The 15,099-nt window shown below is 67.3% G+C and carries 10 protein-coding genes and 1 pseudogene; 9 read left to right on the plus strand and 2 right to left on the minus strand.

What is annotated here, in order from left to right:
• Window positions 1–346: 346 nt before the first annotated feature.
• A complete protein-coding gene (locus tag Atro_RS02960; protein WP_497926370.1) occupies window positions 347–2,629 on the plus strand; it encodes an AAA family ATPase in 2,283 nt (760 codons plus the stop codon).
• 430 nt (window positions 2,630–3,059) lie between these two features.
• A complete protein-coding gene (locus Atro_RS02965) occupies window positions 3,060–3,320 on the plus strand; it encodes a hypothetical protein (RefSeq protein ID WP_497926371.1) in 261 nt (86 codons plus the stop codon).
• 284 nt (window positions 3,321–3,604) lie between these two features.
• Here the strand turns inward: Atro_RS02965 and Atro_RS02970 are convergent, their stop codons facing one another.
• Window positions 3,605–4,621: a substrate-binding domain-containing protein gene (locus Atro_RS02970; protein ID WP_497926372.1), complete on the minus strand. Its 1,017-nt coding sequence runs from the start codon at window positions 4,619–4,621 to the stop codon at window positions 3,605–3,607.
• Between the two features lie 388 nt (window positions 4,622–5,009).
• On the opposite strand from Atro_RS02970, the gene Atro_RS02975 reads away from it, so the two are divergent.
• Complete coding sequence (locus Atro_RS02975; protein ID WP_497926373.1) at window positions 5,010–6,710, plus strand: diguanylate cyclase; 1,701 nt, start codon at window positions 5,010–5,012, stop codon at window positions 6,708–6,710.
• 6 nt (window positions 6,711–6,716) lie between these two features.
• Here the strand turns inward: Atro_RS02975 and Atro_RS02980 are convergent, their stop codons facing one another.
• Complete coding sequence (locus Atro_RS02980) at window positions 6,717–7,172, minus strand: hypothetical protein (RefSeq protein ID WP_497926374.1); 456 nt, start codon at window positions 7,170–7,172, stop codon at window positions 6,717–6,719.
• A 156-nt stretch (window positions 7,173–7,328) separates the two neighbouring features.
• Here Atro_RS02980 and Atro_RS02985 point away from each other — a divergent pair, with 156 nt between their 5' ends.
• The 6 genes and pseudogenes from Atro_RS02985 to ahpF all read left to right on the plus strand — a co-directional run bounded on the left by Atro_RS02985 (window position 7,329) and on the right by ahpF (window position 15,061).
• A complete protein-coding gene (locus Atro_RS02985) occupies window positions 7,329–7,736 on the plus strand; it encodes an MbcA/ParS/Xre antitoxin family protein (protein ID WP_497926375.1) in 408 nt (135 codons plus the stop codon).
• A gap of 3 nt (window positions 7,737–7,739) precedes the next feature.
• Window positions 7,740–8,411 carry an RES family NAD+ phosphorylase gene (locus Atro_RS02990; RefSeq protein ID WP_497926376.1) on the plus strand — a complete coding sequence of 224 codons (672 nt, stop codon included), beginning with the start codon at window positions 7,740–7,742 and terminating at the stop codon, window positions 8,409–8,411.
• Window positions 8,412–9,413: 1,002 nt separating this feature from the next.
• On the plus strand, window positions 9,414–10,943 hold the full coding sequence (gene hutH, locus Atro_RS02995; protein WP_497926377.1) for a histidine ammonia-lyase: 1,530 nt from the start codon (window positions 9,414–9,416) through the stop codon (window positions 10,941–10,943).
• A 16-nt stretch (window positions 10,944–10,959) separates the two neighbouring features.
• Window positions 10,960–12,328 (plus strand): annotated as a pseudogene (locus Atro_RS03000) (formimidoylglutamate deiminase).
• 128 nt (window positions 12,329–12,456) lie between these two features.
• Entirely contained in the window at window positions 12,457–13,287 is an 831-nt protein-coding gene (locus tag Atro_RS03005; protein WP_497926378.1) for an alpha/beta fold hydrolase, read from the plus strand.
• 208 nt (window positions 13,288–13,495) lie between these two features.
• On the plus strand, window positions 13,496–15,061 hold the full coding sequence (gene ahpF, locus Atro_RS03010; protein ID WP_497926379.1) for an alkyl hydroperoxide reductase subunit F: 1,566 nt from the start codon (window positions 13,496–13,498) through the stop codon (window positions 15,059–15,061).
• The last annotated feature ends 38 nt before the right edge of the window (window positions 15,062–15,099 follow it).

The raw sequence follows: 15,099 nt of genomic DNA on the forward strand, positions 1-15,099 counted from the left end.
CCATGGAAGGCGCCGCTCAGCGGGCGCTGCTGGCGGCGCTCAAATGCCAGCAGGCGGTGGCCGCTCCCGTGAGCGTCGTCTGCGCGTTGCACAGCGGCCTGGCCCTGAGCCTTCCCGAAGAAGACCTGCCGGACATCGGCGGGCGCTTGTCGCGTCCGGCCCTAAGGCTGGCGGACCTCGGCGCCGCGGGGCAGATCCTGGTCACCCAGGCGACGGCCGACCTGCTTCCGGCCGATCAGTTCGAACTGCAGGCAGGCGATCCGGTCTGCCTGTCGGGCAGCAGCGAGCCGCTCCCGGTGTGGCGGGTGAGCGGCCATCACCGGCCGCCGCGGGACATCGAGGCCCCGTGGGACGCGACGACCTATGGCCGTTCCTGCAGGAACTCTGGCAGCGGGCCGCCTCGGGGGAAGGCGTCAGCGTGCTGGTCAGCGGCGAGGCCGGGATCGGCAAGTCCACGGTGCTGCGCTTCTTCTGCTTCAGCCAGGCCATCGCGGGCGTGCACCTGATCTGCAATCCGGAGTCGGCGGCGACCCCGCTGCACCCGCTCCTGCACTGGCTGCAGTCGCTGGAAACCCCGAAGGATCGGCCGGGGCATCAGGCCTTGACGGCCCTGCGCGAACTGCTCGCCCCGCACCGCCCCGCACCGGCCCTCGCGCAGGACATCCATGCGCAACTGCTCGCCCTGCTGCGCAGCCAGGTGCCGCCTGGCGGGGTGATTTGCGTCGACGACGCGCATTGGGCCGACCCCTCGACCCGCGAATTGCTGGGGAAGCTGATCCACAGTCCGCTGCCCGGCCGCCTGCTGCTGATCGGCAGCCGCGAAGCGCTGACTCCGGCCTGGGAGGCACCCGGCAAAGTCGAGCACCTGCATCTGCAAGCCCTCTCGGAGCCGGCCAGTCACGAGCTGATCGGCCGCCTGAGCGGGCCGAACCGCCTGAGCGGCCCGACGCTGCAGCAAGTCACCCGCCTTTGCGCCGGCGTGCCGCTGTTCATCGAAGAAATGACCCGGGCGCTGCTCGCCTCCGATAGCGCCGACGGTGCGACGGCGCCCCTGCCCCGCAGCCTGCAGGAGCTGCTGACGGCGCATATCGACAACCTCGGCCAGGCCAAGGCCGTGGCCCAGCTGGCTTCGGCCTTCGACGGCAGCTTCAGTCCCGCGCTGCTGGCGGAAGCGGCGGAGCTGCCGCTCGAAACGCTGATGCCACTATTGCTGCCCTTGCGCCAGCAACGCCTGCTCGTGCCCGTCGACAGCCGAAACCTGAGCTTCCGCCATGCACTGCTGCGCGAAGCGGCCTACCAGTCCATGCCGCGCAGTCGGCGGCAAGCGGTCCACGGGCGCATCCTGGCCAGCCTGCTGCGCCTGCAGCCGACGCTGGCCGTCGAGGACCCGGCCCGCCTGGCTTGGCACAGCGAGCATGCCGGGCAGTGGCGTGCCGCCCGCGGCCATCTGCTGGCGGCCGGGCGGCAGGCCGTGCTGCGCTCGGCCTATCGCGAGGCGCTGGAGCATTACCGTCATGGCCAGGAACTGCTCGATACGACGGCCGATGCGCAGGAGGAATTGCAGTTGCGCATGGCCATGGGCACGCCGCTGGCGATTCTGCAGGGCAACGGCGCCCACGCCTGCCGCGAGAACTTCGAGCGGGCCCTGGAGCTGGCCGAACCCCTGGGCGACGATCCGCAACTGTTCCCGGCCTATTGGCACCTCTGGCTCGGCTCCAGCTCCTGGCGGAGCTTCGTCGACAGCGAACGCATCGCGCGTCAGCTGATCCGCATGGCACAGCAGGCGGACGATACCGATCTGCTCGGCCACGGCTACTACGCGCTGGGCAACAGCCTCTATTCCAGGGGGCATTTCCAGGCGGCGACGGACGCTCTGCGCCAGGCCTGCGCCCTGCCCCTGGGAAGCATGAAACCCTTGCGCTTCGGCGAGGATGCACGGGCCAACAGCCTCTCGTTCCTGGCCTTGTCGCTGTGGTTCTGCGGGCATGCCGGGGAGGCCTTCCGGGTCAGCACGCAGGCCATACAGCGCGCCCGCAGCCTGGACGCGACCTACATGCTGTGCCAGACCCTGGCGCTGGCGGCGTTGCTCGGGCAGGTGAGCGGCAATGCGACCTACGCCGACGCATGCGCCCGGGAAGGGCTGGAGATCGCCCGGCAACACGGCATCGCGCTGTGGCAGTTGGCCTGTACGGTCTTGCTGGGCTGGGCGCAGGCGGCCCGCGGCCAGACGCAAGCGATCACCGCGATGCTCGCCAGCAGTGCCGCCGTCCCCCAGGTCATGGGCGGCAGCGATGTCTTCTTCCAAGCGATCATCGCCGACGCGGCCTGGCATGCCGGGCTGTCCGACCACGGGCTGGCAGCGATCGAGCGCGGACTGGCGCTGGCCGAACGGCACACCGGCAACTATGCCCTGGCCGAGTTGCAACGGCTCAAGGGCGAGTGGCTGTCGCGCACTCCGGCAACCGCCGACAGCGCCCTGCCCTGGCTGGAGCGCGCCCTGGAAACCGCCTGCCGACAGGACTGCCCGCCCCTGATAGTGCGCGCCGCCGAGAGCCTGCTGCGGCATCGACCGGGCGACCGCGTCCTGCAGGAGCTGCTGGCGGCCGCTCGGGAACGCATCGCCGGCTGAGTTCATCGACTGCGCCGGCCCGCTCCCGAGCATTCCGATCAGCCTCTGAAAACCGCGCAGATGATCCGCGACGCCATGGCCGGTCGCTTGTCCCCGGACTGGTGAAGATCGCCGAAAGATCCATACTTGGTCGAAATACCCAACCTGGATGTCTCCGGGAAAAGGGAAAAATAATTTGAACGATATCGAAGACCGCTATTGGTAACTCTTTATGACCGGACCGAATTGTCGAATGGTTCGACAAGTTCTATGGGGTGTCATGAACTTCGATAGTGCGGAACGCACATCCTGCTGGACTGTCTATCTGAATAGACATACTTTGAAAATATTCATACAAAAATTTATAAGTTGAGGAACAGGAAGAAAAATTTGCATCGGCAATAATATCCAGCGCCACGGATGGCCGCTTTCCCAAGGAGGTACTACTCCTATGTCCAACATGCCCAACCTCGAACACAGTGGCACTGCCCGTGTTCATGCCAGCGACCTCGTACGGCATGCCCGCGACAACAAACGTGTCGCCAGGGAACTCGATCAGCTCCATCTGCACGAGCTGGCCAATGACTTGCGGGGCTTCGCCGACAATCAACTACGCATGGCCAGGATGTGGCTGCCGCGCCGAAGGAACAGATACTTTGGCGGCTCCTGGCAACTTCGACCGATCAAGTTACGTCGGGAACATGGAAGTTGAGTATGTCCGATACGCCTGCTGTACAGACTGCACACTGGCGCAACTATGGATAGCCGCCCCGCAACTTTCCCGGCAACTTTTTCCCGTTTCGTAGTTCGCCAGCCCGAGGCATTCCGGCAATAAAGGCTTGAATGCCTCTTCGTCTTCCTGACTTGCGATAACCCGGTTTCCAGCAAGCCGGAAAGCGTTCGTTGTCGTCATATACCGGCGGCGATCCGGGCTGATGGCGAGACGGAAAATCGCGCCACGACCACCAGCACGACCGGGTCCGCTCTGGCTGTATTTCAAGGCTCCGCGGGCCTGTCCTGCTCCGCCTCGGGCAGGTAGGTGTCGAAGCTGTCGATAATGACCCGCTCGGGGACGGGCTCGCCCTGCACCAGACGCTTGAGCATCCAGTAACTCTGCCGGCCGAGCTCACGGCTGTTCATGTCCAGATAGGCCTGCACCAGACCCTCGTCGAGCAGGGCGCACTGCGCGGCATCGGGCGCCGAAGTGGCGATGACGATGGTCGGGCGTCGCCCTTCCCCACCCAGCCCGGCGAGCAGCGGAGCGAGCCGCTGGCGATAGGCGTCGGGCTGGTCGATCAGCCAACCGCCGATGTTGACGATGACATCGAATTGTCGGGTGTTCAGCAAGGTGGTGAGTTGGAGCAGCGCATGCTCCTGGTTTTCGGCGCGCTCCAGCGGGCAGCGGTTCGGCTCGCTCCAGCCGTTCTCACCGCGCAATCGGTCGATTCCCGCCTGGTCAGGAATGCCGGCAAGTTGCCGGCGAATGCCTTGCAGACGCTCGTTGTGGTGGGGCTCCTGCAGGTTGCCGGTCAACACGCACAGCTTCCCGCCTTGCGGCCTGAGGTGCTGCAAGAGCATGCCCAGACGTCGGCCGAGAGCGAGGTTGTCGAGCCCGACGTAGCCTTTGCGCAAATGCTGCTCCGCAGGCTCCAGATCCGAATTGAAGGTGATCAGCGGCGGCCGTCCTTGCTGTTTTTTCAGGGCATGTTCGGCCAGCCACTCGGAATGGGTCACGGCCAGGGCGATACCGTTCAGCCGCCTGTCGAAAGCCTGCTCCAGTGCCTGGTTCTGCCGGCGAAAATGCGGCGCCCCGGCCGACCCCAGCAAGACACAGCTATCGCCCTGCGCCCGGGCCGCCTCGGCACAGCCCTCGCCGGCCTGGATGAAAAAGCGCTGGTCGGTCTGTCTGGCGAGCAAGGCGAACTGCAACGGTTCGGCCTCGGCGGGAGCGACGAAGGGCAGCGCGCAGAGCAGGCCCGACGCGCATAACAAGCGTAAGAGTGGGCTTTTCACAACGATCCTTGTTGTTGTTCGTGCCAGACGGCATACGGCTGTTTGCAAAACCATTCTGAATCCGCCCTGGCTCTTGGTCGAGCTTTTGTAGTGGGGAAACGAACACTTCCCGTGGGTGCCTAGAGCAGCATAAAAGGAGACTTCGGAAAAGGGTTCTGAAACCGATGCGAGGTCGCGAGACCGACTTTCCGGACCCGGCGGGCCGGGCATTGGCCGGCGCTCGCCTGCCGTGCAGGTCCGGGCGAGTGCGGCAGCCTGTGCCCAGGAGCATTTCGGCGGAAAAATAGTCTGATGGCCTTCGGCGTCGATTGACGATCTGCGTCACAGATCGATTACTGTCAATGTGACAGCTGCTGCCCGCAGCGCCGCCCTTCTTGGATGGAATCTGATGAAGACTCGCCTGCTCCTCGCCCTGCTCCTGCTGCTCGCCTCGCTCCGTGGCATGCCGGCCTTTGCCGAGGACCGCCCTCTTCCGGCGAACGTCTCCCAGAGCGGTCCCATCGGTCTCCACGCCAGCTATCTGATGGAGACGAGCGGCACGCTGAGCCTGGAACAGGCCGTCGCCGCCTATGCCCACGGCACCTTCAGGGCTGTCGGCGCCCCGGTGCCGAATTTCGGCATCGGCTCGGCTCCCGTCTGGCTCCACCTTGTCGTGGACAACCCGACGGAGCAGCCGCTGGAGCGCCAGTTGCACATCAAGACACCCTGGCTCGACCGGGTGGAGGTGCATTTCCGTCACCTGGAAACGAGCCGGGCCAACCATCTGGTCGCCGACCGCAAGGCATTCGGACAGTCTCCGGGCGACAACCGCTTCTTCATGCTCGAGCATGCCTTCGCGCCCGGGCTCACCGAACTCTTCATCCGCGTGGAAAAACCCGACCCCATGGTCGTTCCGCTCTATCTGCTGACGGAGGACGAGGCGCACGCCCGGGAGCGCCTCCAGGACTACAGCTACGGCTTCTTCTACGGCTTCCTGTTCGCCCTGCTGGCCTACAACTTCATGCTCTACGCCGGTCTGCGGGATCCGAGCTACCTGCTCTACTCCGCGTATCTCGGCGCCTTCCTGCTGATGAACGGCGCCTATACCGGCCACGGCTTCCAGTGGCTCTGGCCCGACTCCAGGGTCTGGGCGCAATGGTCCAATCCGCTGCTGGTGCTGCTTTACGGGAGCAGCGGGCTGGTTTTCGCCCTGCGCTTTCTGGACATCCGCCGGCATTTCCCGCGTCTCTACCAGGCCATGCTCGGCTATCTGGGCGTATTTGCTTCTCTGATGCTGCTCGCCATCCTGGCCGGCAGCCGGAAATACGCCCTGCTGCTCGCCTTCGTATTCGTCCTCCTGTTCGCGGGCATCATGCTGGCACTTGGCGCGATTTCCATGCGTTCCGGGCAGAAGCCGGCGAGATACTTTCTGCTGGCCGCCATCGCGGCGATGCTCGGCGCGGCCATCAGTACACTGTCGGTTTGGGGCCGCATCCCGACCAATGAATGGACCTATCGCGCGGCCGATATCGGCATGATGCTGGACGCCACCCTGCTGGCCTTGGCGCTCACCTACCGCTTCCGCGTCACCCAGGCCGAGAAACTGCGCGCCGAGCAACTGGCGACGCTCGATCCCCTGACCGGCGTCGCCAACCGGCGGGCCTTCCACGACAAGGCGCTGCCGCTCTGGAACCGGGCCCATCAGGAGAATCTGGAACTGTCGCTCATCCTCCTCGACATCGATCATTTCAAGTCGATCAACGACACCCACGGCCACGCCTGCGGCGACAAAGTGCTGATCGCCACGGCCAGGATTCTCGAAGCCGCCATCCGGAAGCAGGACGTACTGGCCAGATGGGGCGGCGAGGAATTCATCCTGCTCCTGCCGGAGACCGGCCTGAGCGAGGCCGCCCGCCTGGCCGAGCGTCTGCGCGCCGCGCTGGAGGGCCTCCGCCTGCAGCATGACGGCAAGGACATCTCCCTCACCGCAAGCTTCGGCATCGCCCAGCGGAAAGCCGGCCAAGCCGATCTGGAGCGTCTTGTCTCGGAAGCGGACGAGCTTCTCTACCGTTCGAAGGAAATGGGCCGGAACCGGGTCAGCCTCGCCTGAGACGCCTCAGCTCGAGATCTCGCGCAGGTAGTCGAGCACTTCCTGCGAGCTGATCTTGAGAAACACGAACGAGACGGCGTGGAACACGATGATCGAGAAGATGACCCCGAGATAGACGCTCAGGGTGGTGCCGAACAGGAAGCCGATGCCCGCCAGCAGGCCGATGTGCGAGGCGACGAAGGCCGCACCGACCAGGGTGCCGAGGAAGGTGGCCGCTCCGTACGACAGCAGCACGGAGAGCAGCAGGCCGACGATCGCGACGATTCGCCGCCTGGGATCCCTCACCAGACAGGCAACCCGGACGATCAGCACCGGCGCCGCGATGAATGAAGCGAGCACCTTGACCGGGTGACTGGCGATGCGCCGGAACACCGTACCGAGTCGCCCCTTCTCGTTGGCGGCATTCCTGGCCAGTGCGGAAAGTCCGCTTCCCAATACCTCACCGGCAGCTTTTCCGAACATCGGCACTCCCCGTCGCAGCGCAAGACCCGATGGCCTCGGGTTTCATCGCCGCAATGGTAGCGCACTGGACGGGAGCAGGCCTGGCACTGTTCTCTTTGATACAAATATGGACTATATTTGCTTTAATATGCAAATCAGGACAGTCACGGAGCCTCCATGGAATCCCCTACCCGCACCGCCTCGGCCGGCCGCGCCGGTGTCGACACGCCGCAAGCCGGTCGCGTGGCGCTGACCTTCTTCTTCCGCCTCGCCGCACTCTGGGGGCTGAGCGCGGAGGAACAGATGGTGCTGCTCGGCGGCATCGGCCGCTCCACCTACTTCAACTACCGCAAGCTCCCCGAGGTTCGCCTGGGCCGCGACCTGCTGGAGCGCATCTCCCACCTGATGGGCATCCACAAGTCGCTGCGCATCCTGTTCGGCGACTCGCCCTCCGCCTACGACTGGGTCAAGCGCCCGAACAAGGCCGCGCCCTTCAACGGCGACACGGCACTGCAGCGGATGCTAGCCGGTTCGCTGGTCGACCTGTCGGACGTCAATCGCTATCTGGCGGCGCAGCGGGGCTAGGCAATGAACGAGGTCACCCCTGCCTGGCAGGCGCACCGGCTGGTCGCCAGCCACTTCCCGCCCATCGGCGTGTTCGAGGACACCCTGGACCCCGCCGACCTGGAAATCGCCTTCGAGATCGAGGCACTGACCAACGACCGGTTGCGCGAAGAGGCCGGCGAGATCCGCCTGGTCGTGCCCGAAGACCGGATTGCCGGACCCGGCTCCAGCCCGGTCATGGCGGCCTTCACCCATATCGGCAGTCCGAGCCGCTTCACCGACGGCAGCTATGGCGTCTACTACGCGGCCGACAGCCTCGAAGCGGCCATCGCGGAAACCCAGTTCCACCGCGCCCGCTTCCTTGCCGCCACGGAGCAGCCCAGCCTGGAGCTGACCATGCGCTGCTACCTGAGCCAGATCGTCCGGCCGCTGCTGGACATCCGCGCCGGCGACCCGGCCCTCTACGACCCCGATCCCGCCCACTACGGCCCGGCCCAGACCTTCGCCGCCCGCCTGCGCCTGGAAGGCGTCTGGGGCCTGCTCTACGCCAGCGTGCGCCGGCCGGGCGCCGAGTGCGCGGCGCTGTTCCGCCCGCCGGCGACCAGTATCCCGGTGCAGGGCAAGCACCTGCGCTACGTCTGGGACGGCCAGCAGCAGGCCTTCACCCACGTGCTGGAAGTGTCGGAAATCCGTTAGCCGACCTTGGCGCCCGTCCGTCGTCAGCGGCGGGCGCCCCCCTGTGCGGCCAGCACAAGCCCTCTGCCACCCTCTCGCTGCCTGTCCGCCGCTTTCCGGCGCGCGCCCTGGTCGAGCCTTGTTTGCCTGTAGGCGCTTTTTTGTGGGCTGGCAGAAATTCAACGATGAAATATTTACTCCAGCCACAGATTTCCGATTTAAGGAAACATACCGAGTGCAGCCAAGCAACTAGGCTTTTCCCTGAATGCCACTGATGGCATACATTGATTTCCGATTTAAGAAATATATCGAGCAAGCATCATGCGCTGGCGTTCGGTGCGGAAATCCCCATGCTTTTCTCCCGGCATGGCCGGCAAGCAGCCATGGCCACGAACGTCAGAAAGGGCGTCCCTGATCCCGGCTCTGCCGCCTCGGCCGCTGGCACGCTCGAACACCGCGGCCCGGCGGCCGGTCGCCATCGGCGCCGCCCTGGGAGCCACCGCAGAGACGCCGCCGCTCGAAGCGCCAGGCCTGCGCGCCCAGTACCCGAAACCATCCCTGCGGCAAAAGCACTTGGCCAGCCCCACCCCAGGAGCCACGCCAGCTGCAGACCAGTTCCTGCCGTTCGTCGGGACGCTCACCAGAACCGTCTTGGCAGGCTCTTTTTGATGAAACTTTCACACGCCATGGAGCACCATAACTGTGGCTGAAGGATCAGCCCCATCGTTTGACGGAGCCCATCGTTGTTTTGGTGGGCTTTTTCTTGCCCGCCTGTTTTTCGGTTTTCCAGCACGGCGCCGCCCCCCTCCCCCTGCGCCGTTTTTCGACCTCTCGACTGCCCCACCCGACGCTTCCGAAAACCCGCACCCACACTGACGGACAGGCAACAGTGGCCATCCCCGCCATAGATTTCCGATTTATGGAAAAGCGCCGAACGACGGCGCCAAGGCAGCCCCCTCCCCCGGCGAAACTCCGGCTTTTTGCCTATCTATATGGATACGACCTTCTCTGCAGGATGTCCCCATGACCTCCGCCCTGCTCCTTCGCCCCGGCCGGCTCGTTCTCGACGACCTGCGCGGCATCTACTGGAACCAGGCGCCGCTCGACCTCGATCCGGCCTGCCGGGCCGAGGTCGAGGCCGGCGCGCGCAGCGTCGCGGCGATCCTCGCCAGCCAGCGCACCGTGTACGGCATCAACACCGGCTTCGGCCTGCTGGCGCGCACCCCGATCCCGGCCGATTCCCTCGCCGCCCTGCAGCGCAACCTGGTGCTCTCCCACTGCACCGGCACCGGACCGCTGCTGGACGACGCCAGCGTCGGGCTGATCCTGGCACTGAAGGTCGCCTCCTTGGCGCGCGGCTACTCCGGGGTCGGCTGGGCGGTGATCGAGGCGCTGCTCAAACTCTACGCAGCCCGGGTCTATCCGTGCATCCCCTCCCAGGGCTCGGTGGGTGCCTCCGGCGACCTGGCGCCGCTGGCGCATCTGGCGGCGACGCTGCTCGGGGTCGGCCAGGTGCGCCACGAAGGCCGGCTGCTGGAGGCGAGCGAAGGACTGGCCCTCGCCGGCCTTAAGCCCCTGACGCTCGGCCCCAAGGAAGGCCTGGCGCTGCTCAACGGCACCCAGGTGTCCACCGCCCTGGCGCTGCGCGGGCTGTTCACCGCGGAGCGGCTGTTCGGCGCGGCGGTAGTCGCCGGCAGCCTGAGCGTCGAGGCGCTGAAGGGCTCCTTCGTGCCCTTCGATGCGCGCATTCAGACGGTGCGCGGCCAGCCGGGGCAGATCGCGGTGGCCGCGCTGTACCGCGAGCTGCTCCACGACAGCGCGATCAACCGCTCCCACGCGCGGTGCAAGCGGGTCCAGGACCCCTACTCGCTGCGCTGTCAGCCGCAGGTGATGGGCGCCTGCCTGGATCACCTGCGCTTCGCCGCCGGGGTGTTCCTGCGCGAGGCCAATGCGGTGTCGGACAACCCCCTGGTGTTCGCCGGCGATGCCGAGGTGCTGTCCGGCGGCAACTTCCACGCCGAGCCGGTGGCCATGGCCGCCGACGTGCTGGCCCTGGCCATCGCCGAGATCGGCGCGCTCTCCGAGCGGCGCATCGCCCTGCTGGTCGATCCGGCGCTGTCCGGCCTGCCGGCCTTCCTGGTCAAAGAAGGCGGGCTGAACTCCGGCTTCATGATCGCCCAGGTCACCGCGGCCTCGCTGGCTTCGGAGAACAAGAGCTTGGCCCACCCGGCCTCGGTGGACAGTCTGCCGACCTCGGCCGGCCAGGAGGATCATGTGTCCATGGCCACCTTCGCCGCCCGCCGCCTGCAGGACATGGCCGGCAACGCCGCCGCGGTAGTGGGCATCGAACTGCTGGCCGCCGCCCAGGGCGTGGATTTCCATGCGCCGCTGTCCAGCTCGCCGCAGCTTGGCGAAGTGATGGCGCTGATCCGCAGCCGGGTGGCGCATTACGAAGAGGACCGCTACTTCGCCCCGGACATCGCCACCGCGCGCGCCTGGGTCGAGGGCGGCGCCCTCGAACGCTGGGTGCCCTGCGCCCGTCTCTACTCCTGAACGCCGCGAGGCCGCCATGACGACCATCCTGTTCGCCGAACGCGCCCTGTTGCCGGGCGGCTGGGCGCGCGACGTGCGCCTGGAAATCGACGCCGCCGGCCAGCTCGGGCGGATCGAGCCCGATGCCCGCGCCGAGGGCGCCGAACGCCTGTGCGGGCCGCTGCTGCCCGGCATGCCGAACCTGCACGGCCACGCCTTCCAGCGCGCCATGGCCGGACTGACCGAGGTCGCCCTCGGCGCCGAGGACAGCTTCTGGAACTGGCGCGAGCGGATGTACCGGCTGGTCGCCCGGCTCGAGCCGGAGCAGTTCGAAACCATCGCCCGCCAGCTCTACATCGAGCTGCTCAAGGCCGGCTACAGCAGCGTCGCGGAGTTCCACTACCTGCACCTCGAGCGCGATGGCCGGCCCTACGCCGACCCCGCCGAGCTGTCCCTGCGCCTCTCCCGCGCCGCCCGCGAGGCCGGCATCGGCCTGACCCTGGTGCCCACGCTCTACAGCCACTCAGGCTTCGGCGGCCTGCCGCCGGGGGGGAGCAGCGACGCTTCATCCTCGACACGGACGGCTACCTCGACCTGCTGGCGCGCCTGCGCCCGGCGCTGGAGCAGGCCGGACAGTACCTGGGGCTGGGCTTCCACTCCCTGCGCGCGGTGACGCCCGGACAGCTCGCCCGGGTGCTGGCCGCCTCGCCCATCGCCGGTCCCATCCACATGCACATCGCCGAGCAGCAGAAGGAGGTCGACGACTGCCTGGACTGGAGCGGCCGGCGGCCCCTGCAGTGGCTGTTCGAGCACTGTCCGGTGGACGCGCGCTGGTGTCTGGTGCACGCCACCCAGGCACAGCCGGACGAGCTCGCCCTCCTCGCCGCCAGCGGCGCGGTCGTCTGCCTTTGCCCGACGACCGAGGCCAACCTCGGCGACGGCCTGTTCCCGGCCACGGACTACCTGGCCCGGGCGGGCGCTTCGGCATCGGCTCGGACAGCCAGGTCTCGGTCAGCGTGGTCGAGGAACTGCGCTGGCTGGAATACGGCCAGCGCCTGCGCGACCGGCGGCGCAACCGTCTGGTCCAGGCCGGCCGCCCGGCGGTCGGCGCCGCGCTCTACCAGGGCGCCCTGAGCGGCGGTGCCCAGGCCCTCGGCCAGCCGGTCGGGGCGCTGGAAAGCGGCCGGCGTGCCGATCTGCTGGTGCTGGACGGTGCCGATCCCTATCTGGCCAATGCCGAAGGCGACCAGATCCTCAACCGCTGGCTGTTCGCCGGCAGCGACCGCCAGGTCCGCGATGTGATGGTCGCCGGCCGCTGGGTGGTGCACGAAGGCCGCCACGCGGACGAGGAACACAGCGCCCGCGCCTTCGCCGCGGTGCTGGCGAACCTCTCCGCGACCCACTGAGCGCCGGCAGGCGGGCGATTTCGCCCCCGCCGGCGATCCGGCTTGCGAACCGACCCGGTATTCGGATTGGATAGCCGCGCAGGGCCGCTGGCCCGGCTCGTCATTTCATCCCTCAAGGAGCTTCACCCATGTCGTCGATGCAGGAAGCGCAGCACGCAATCCAACAGGACCTGTGGCTGGAAACGCCCGACGGGCGTGTCTTCGCCCGCATCTGGACGCCGGTCATGGCAACCCACGCAGAGCCGCCAAGCCCGATCGTGCTGTTCCACGACTCCCTCGGCTGCGTGGAGCTGTGGCGCGGCTTTCCCGCACGGCTGTGCGCCAGCACCGGCAGGCAGGTGATCGCCTACGACCGACTCGGCTTCGGCCGGTCCACTCCGCGCCGCGAACGACCGTCGTTCGCGTTCATCGCCGAAGAGGCCGAGCGCCATTTCCCGGCGGTTCGCGAGCAGCTCGCCGTCCGCCGCTTCGTCGCCTTCGGCCACAGCGTCGGCGGCGGCATGGCCGTCCACTGCGCGCACCGCTTCGCCGATGCGTGCGAGGCCCTGATCACCGAGTCCGCCCAGGCCTTCGTCGAGGACCGGACCATCGCGGGCCTCCTGGAAGCCAAGGCGCTGTTCGGGCAGGCCGAGCAGTTCGAGCGGCTCGAGAAATACCACGGCGACAAGGCCCGCTGGGTGCTCGATGCCTGGCTCGACACCTGGCTTTCGCCGGAATTCGCCGCCTGGTCCCTGGCCCCCGTCCTACCCGGCGTGGGATGCCCGCTGCTGGCCATTCACGGCCTCGACGACGAATACGGCTCGCCCCGCCATCCCCAGCTCATCGCGCAACTGGCCGGCGGCCCTGCGCGCGCCGAGGTGCTGGCCGACACCCGCCATGTCCCGCACCGCGAGCGGGAGCAGGCCGTCGTGGAACTGGTCGCCGGCTTCCTGCGTGCAGAGCGGCAGGCCGCTCGTTGATCCGCCCCGGCGTCCCCGCCGCAGCGGCCTGCCATTCCCCTCCCACGACAGACGGCCGGACCTGCGGAGTCTCGTCCGGCCGCTCTCCGGCGGTCAGATAGAAAAACGAAATCGACCCGACAAGTTCAATCGATTAGTCAAAATGCCCTCTGCATCGTAAGGTTGCACCCATCAAAAGTTCTTCACCCCCATCGAGGAGTCGAAACCCATGTTGGACGAGAGCCTTAAGACGCAGCTGCAGGCCTACCTGGAACGCGTCACCCTGCCCTTCGAGATCGTCGCCACCCTTGACGGGAGTGCCAAGTCGCAGGAGATGCTCGGCCTGCTGCAGGACATCCAGGGCCTGAGCGACAAGATCACCCTGCGCACCGACGGCAAGGACGCACGCGTCCCGTCCTTCGCCCTGGAGCGTCCGGGCGCGGACATCTCCCTGCGCTTCGCCGGCATCCCCATGGGCCACGAGTTCACCTCCCTGGTGCTGGCCCTGCTGCAGGTCGGCGGCTACCCGTCCAAGGCCAGCGAGGAGTCCATCGCCCAGATCAAGGCCCTCGACGGCGAATACCGCTTCGAGACCTACTTCTCGCTGTCCTGCCAGAACTGCCCGGACATCGTCCAGGCGCTGAACCTGATGGCGGTGCTCAACCCCCGGGTCAGCCATGTCGCCATCGACGGCGCGCTGTTCCAGGACGAGGTCGAGAAGCGCCAGATCATGGCGGTGCCGACCATCTACCTGAACGGCGAGCTGTTCGGCCAGGGCCGCATGGAGCTCGAGCAGATCCTCGCCAAGCTCGACACCGGCGCCAGCGCCCGCGAAGCCGAGAAGCTCAACGCCAAGGAAGCCTTCGACGTGCTGGTGGTCGGCGGCGGCCCGGCCGGCGCCTCGGCGGCCATCTACGCGGCGCGCAAGGGCATCCGCACCGGCGTGGTGGCCGAGCGCTTCGGCGGCCAGGTGCTGGACACCATGGACATCGAGAACTTCATCTCCGTGCCGGAGACCGAAGGTCCGAAACTCGCCCGCGCCCTGGAAGAGCACGTCCGCCAGTACGAGGTCGACATCATGAACCTGCAGCGCGCGGTCAAGCTGGTGCCGGCCGCCGCCAAGGGCGGTCTGCACGAGGTACAATTCGAGTCCGGCGCCTCGCTCAAGGCCAAGGCCGTGATCCTCGCCACCGGCGCCCGCTACCGCGCCCTCGGCGTGCCCGGCGAGCAGGAATACCGCACCAGGGGCGTGGCCTACTGCCCGCACTGCGACGGCCCGCTGTTCAAGGGCAAGCGCGTGGCAGTGATCGGCGGCGGCAACTCCGGCGTCGAGGCGGCCATCGACCTGGCCGGCATCGTCGCCCACGTGACCCTGCTGACCCACGGCGAGGCGCTGCGCGCCGACGCGGTGCTGCAGCGCAAGCTGCACAGCCTGCCGAACGTCACCGTGCTGCTCAACGCGCCGATCGCCGAAGTGGTCGGCGACGGCCAGAAGGTCAACGGCCTGGTCTACAAGGACCGCGCCAGCGGCGAAGCGCACCGCGTCGAGCTGGAGGGTGTGTTCGTGCAGATCGGCCTGTTGCCGAACAGCGAGTGGCTAAAAGGCAGCGTCGAGCTCAACGAGCGCGGCGAGATCATCACCGACGCCCACGGCGGCACCACGGTGCCCGGCGTGTTCGCCGCCGGCGACGTCACCACGGTGCCCTACAAGCAGATCGTCATCGCCGTGGGCGAAGGTGCGAAGGCTTCGCTGGGCGCCTTCGACCACCTGATCCGCACCTCGGCGCCGGCCTGACGGCTGCCCCCGCCCAGCGCAAACACGCAAACGCCGGC

The organism is Azotobacter tropicalis (genome assembly GCF_059739045.1).

Excerpts from the sequence above, each read along its gene's own strand:
- Atro_RS02965 (WP_497926371.1), top strand. The coding sequence starts at position 3,060 with ATGTCCAACATGCCCAACCTCGAACACAGTGGCACTGCCCGTGTTCAT.
- Atro_RS02975 (WP_497926373.1), top strand. The coding sequence starts at position 5,010 with ATGAAGACTCGCCTGCTCCTCGCCCTGCTCCTGCTGCTCGCCTCGCTC.
- Atro_RS02980 (WP_497926374.1), bottom strand. The coding sequence starts at position 7,172 with ATGTTCGGAAAAGCTGCCGGTGAGGTATTGGGAAGCGGACTTTCCGCA.
- Atro_RS02985 (WP_497926375.1), top strand. The coding sequence starts at position 7,329 with ATGGAATCCCCTACCCGCACCGCCTCGGCCGGCCGCGCCGGTGTCGAC.
- Atro_RS02990 (WP_497926376.1), top strand. The coding sequence starts at position 7,740 with ATGAACGAGGTCACCCCTGCCTGGCAGGCGCACCGGCTGGTCGCCAGC.
- hutH (WP_497926377.1), top strand. The coding sequence starts at position 9,414 with ATGACCTCCGCCCTGCTCCTTCGCCCCGGCCGGCTCGTTCTCGACGAC.
- Atro_RS03005 (WP_497926378.1), top strand. The coding sequence starts at position 12,457 with ATGTCGTCGATGCAGGAAGCGCAGCACGCAATCCAACAGGACCTGTGG.
- ahpF (WP_497926379.1), top strand. The coding sequence starts at position 13,496 with ATGTTGGACGAGAGCCTTAAGACGCAGCTGCAGGCCTACCTGGAACGC.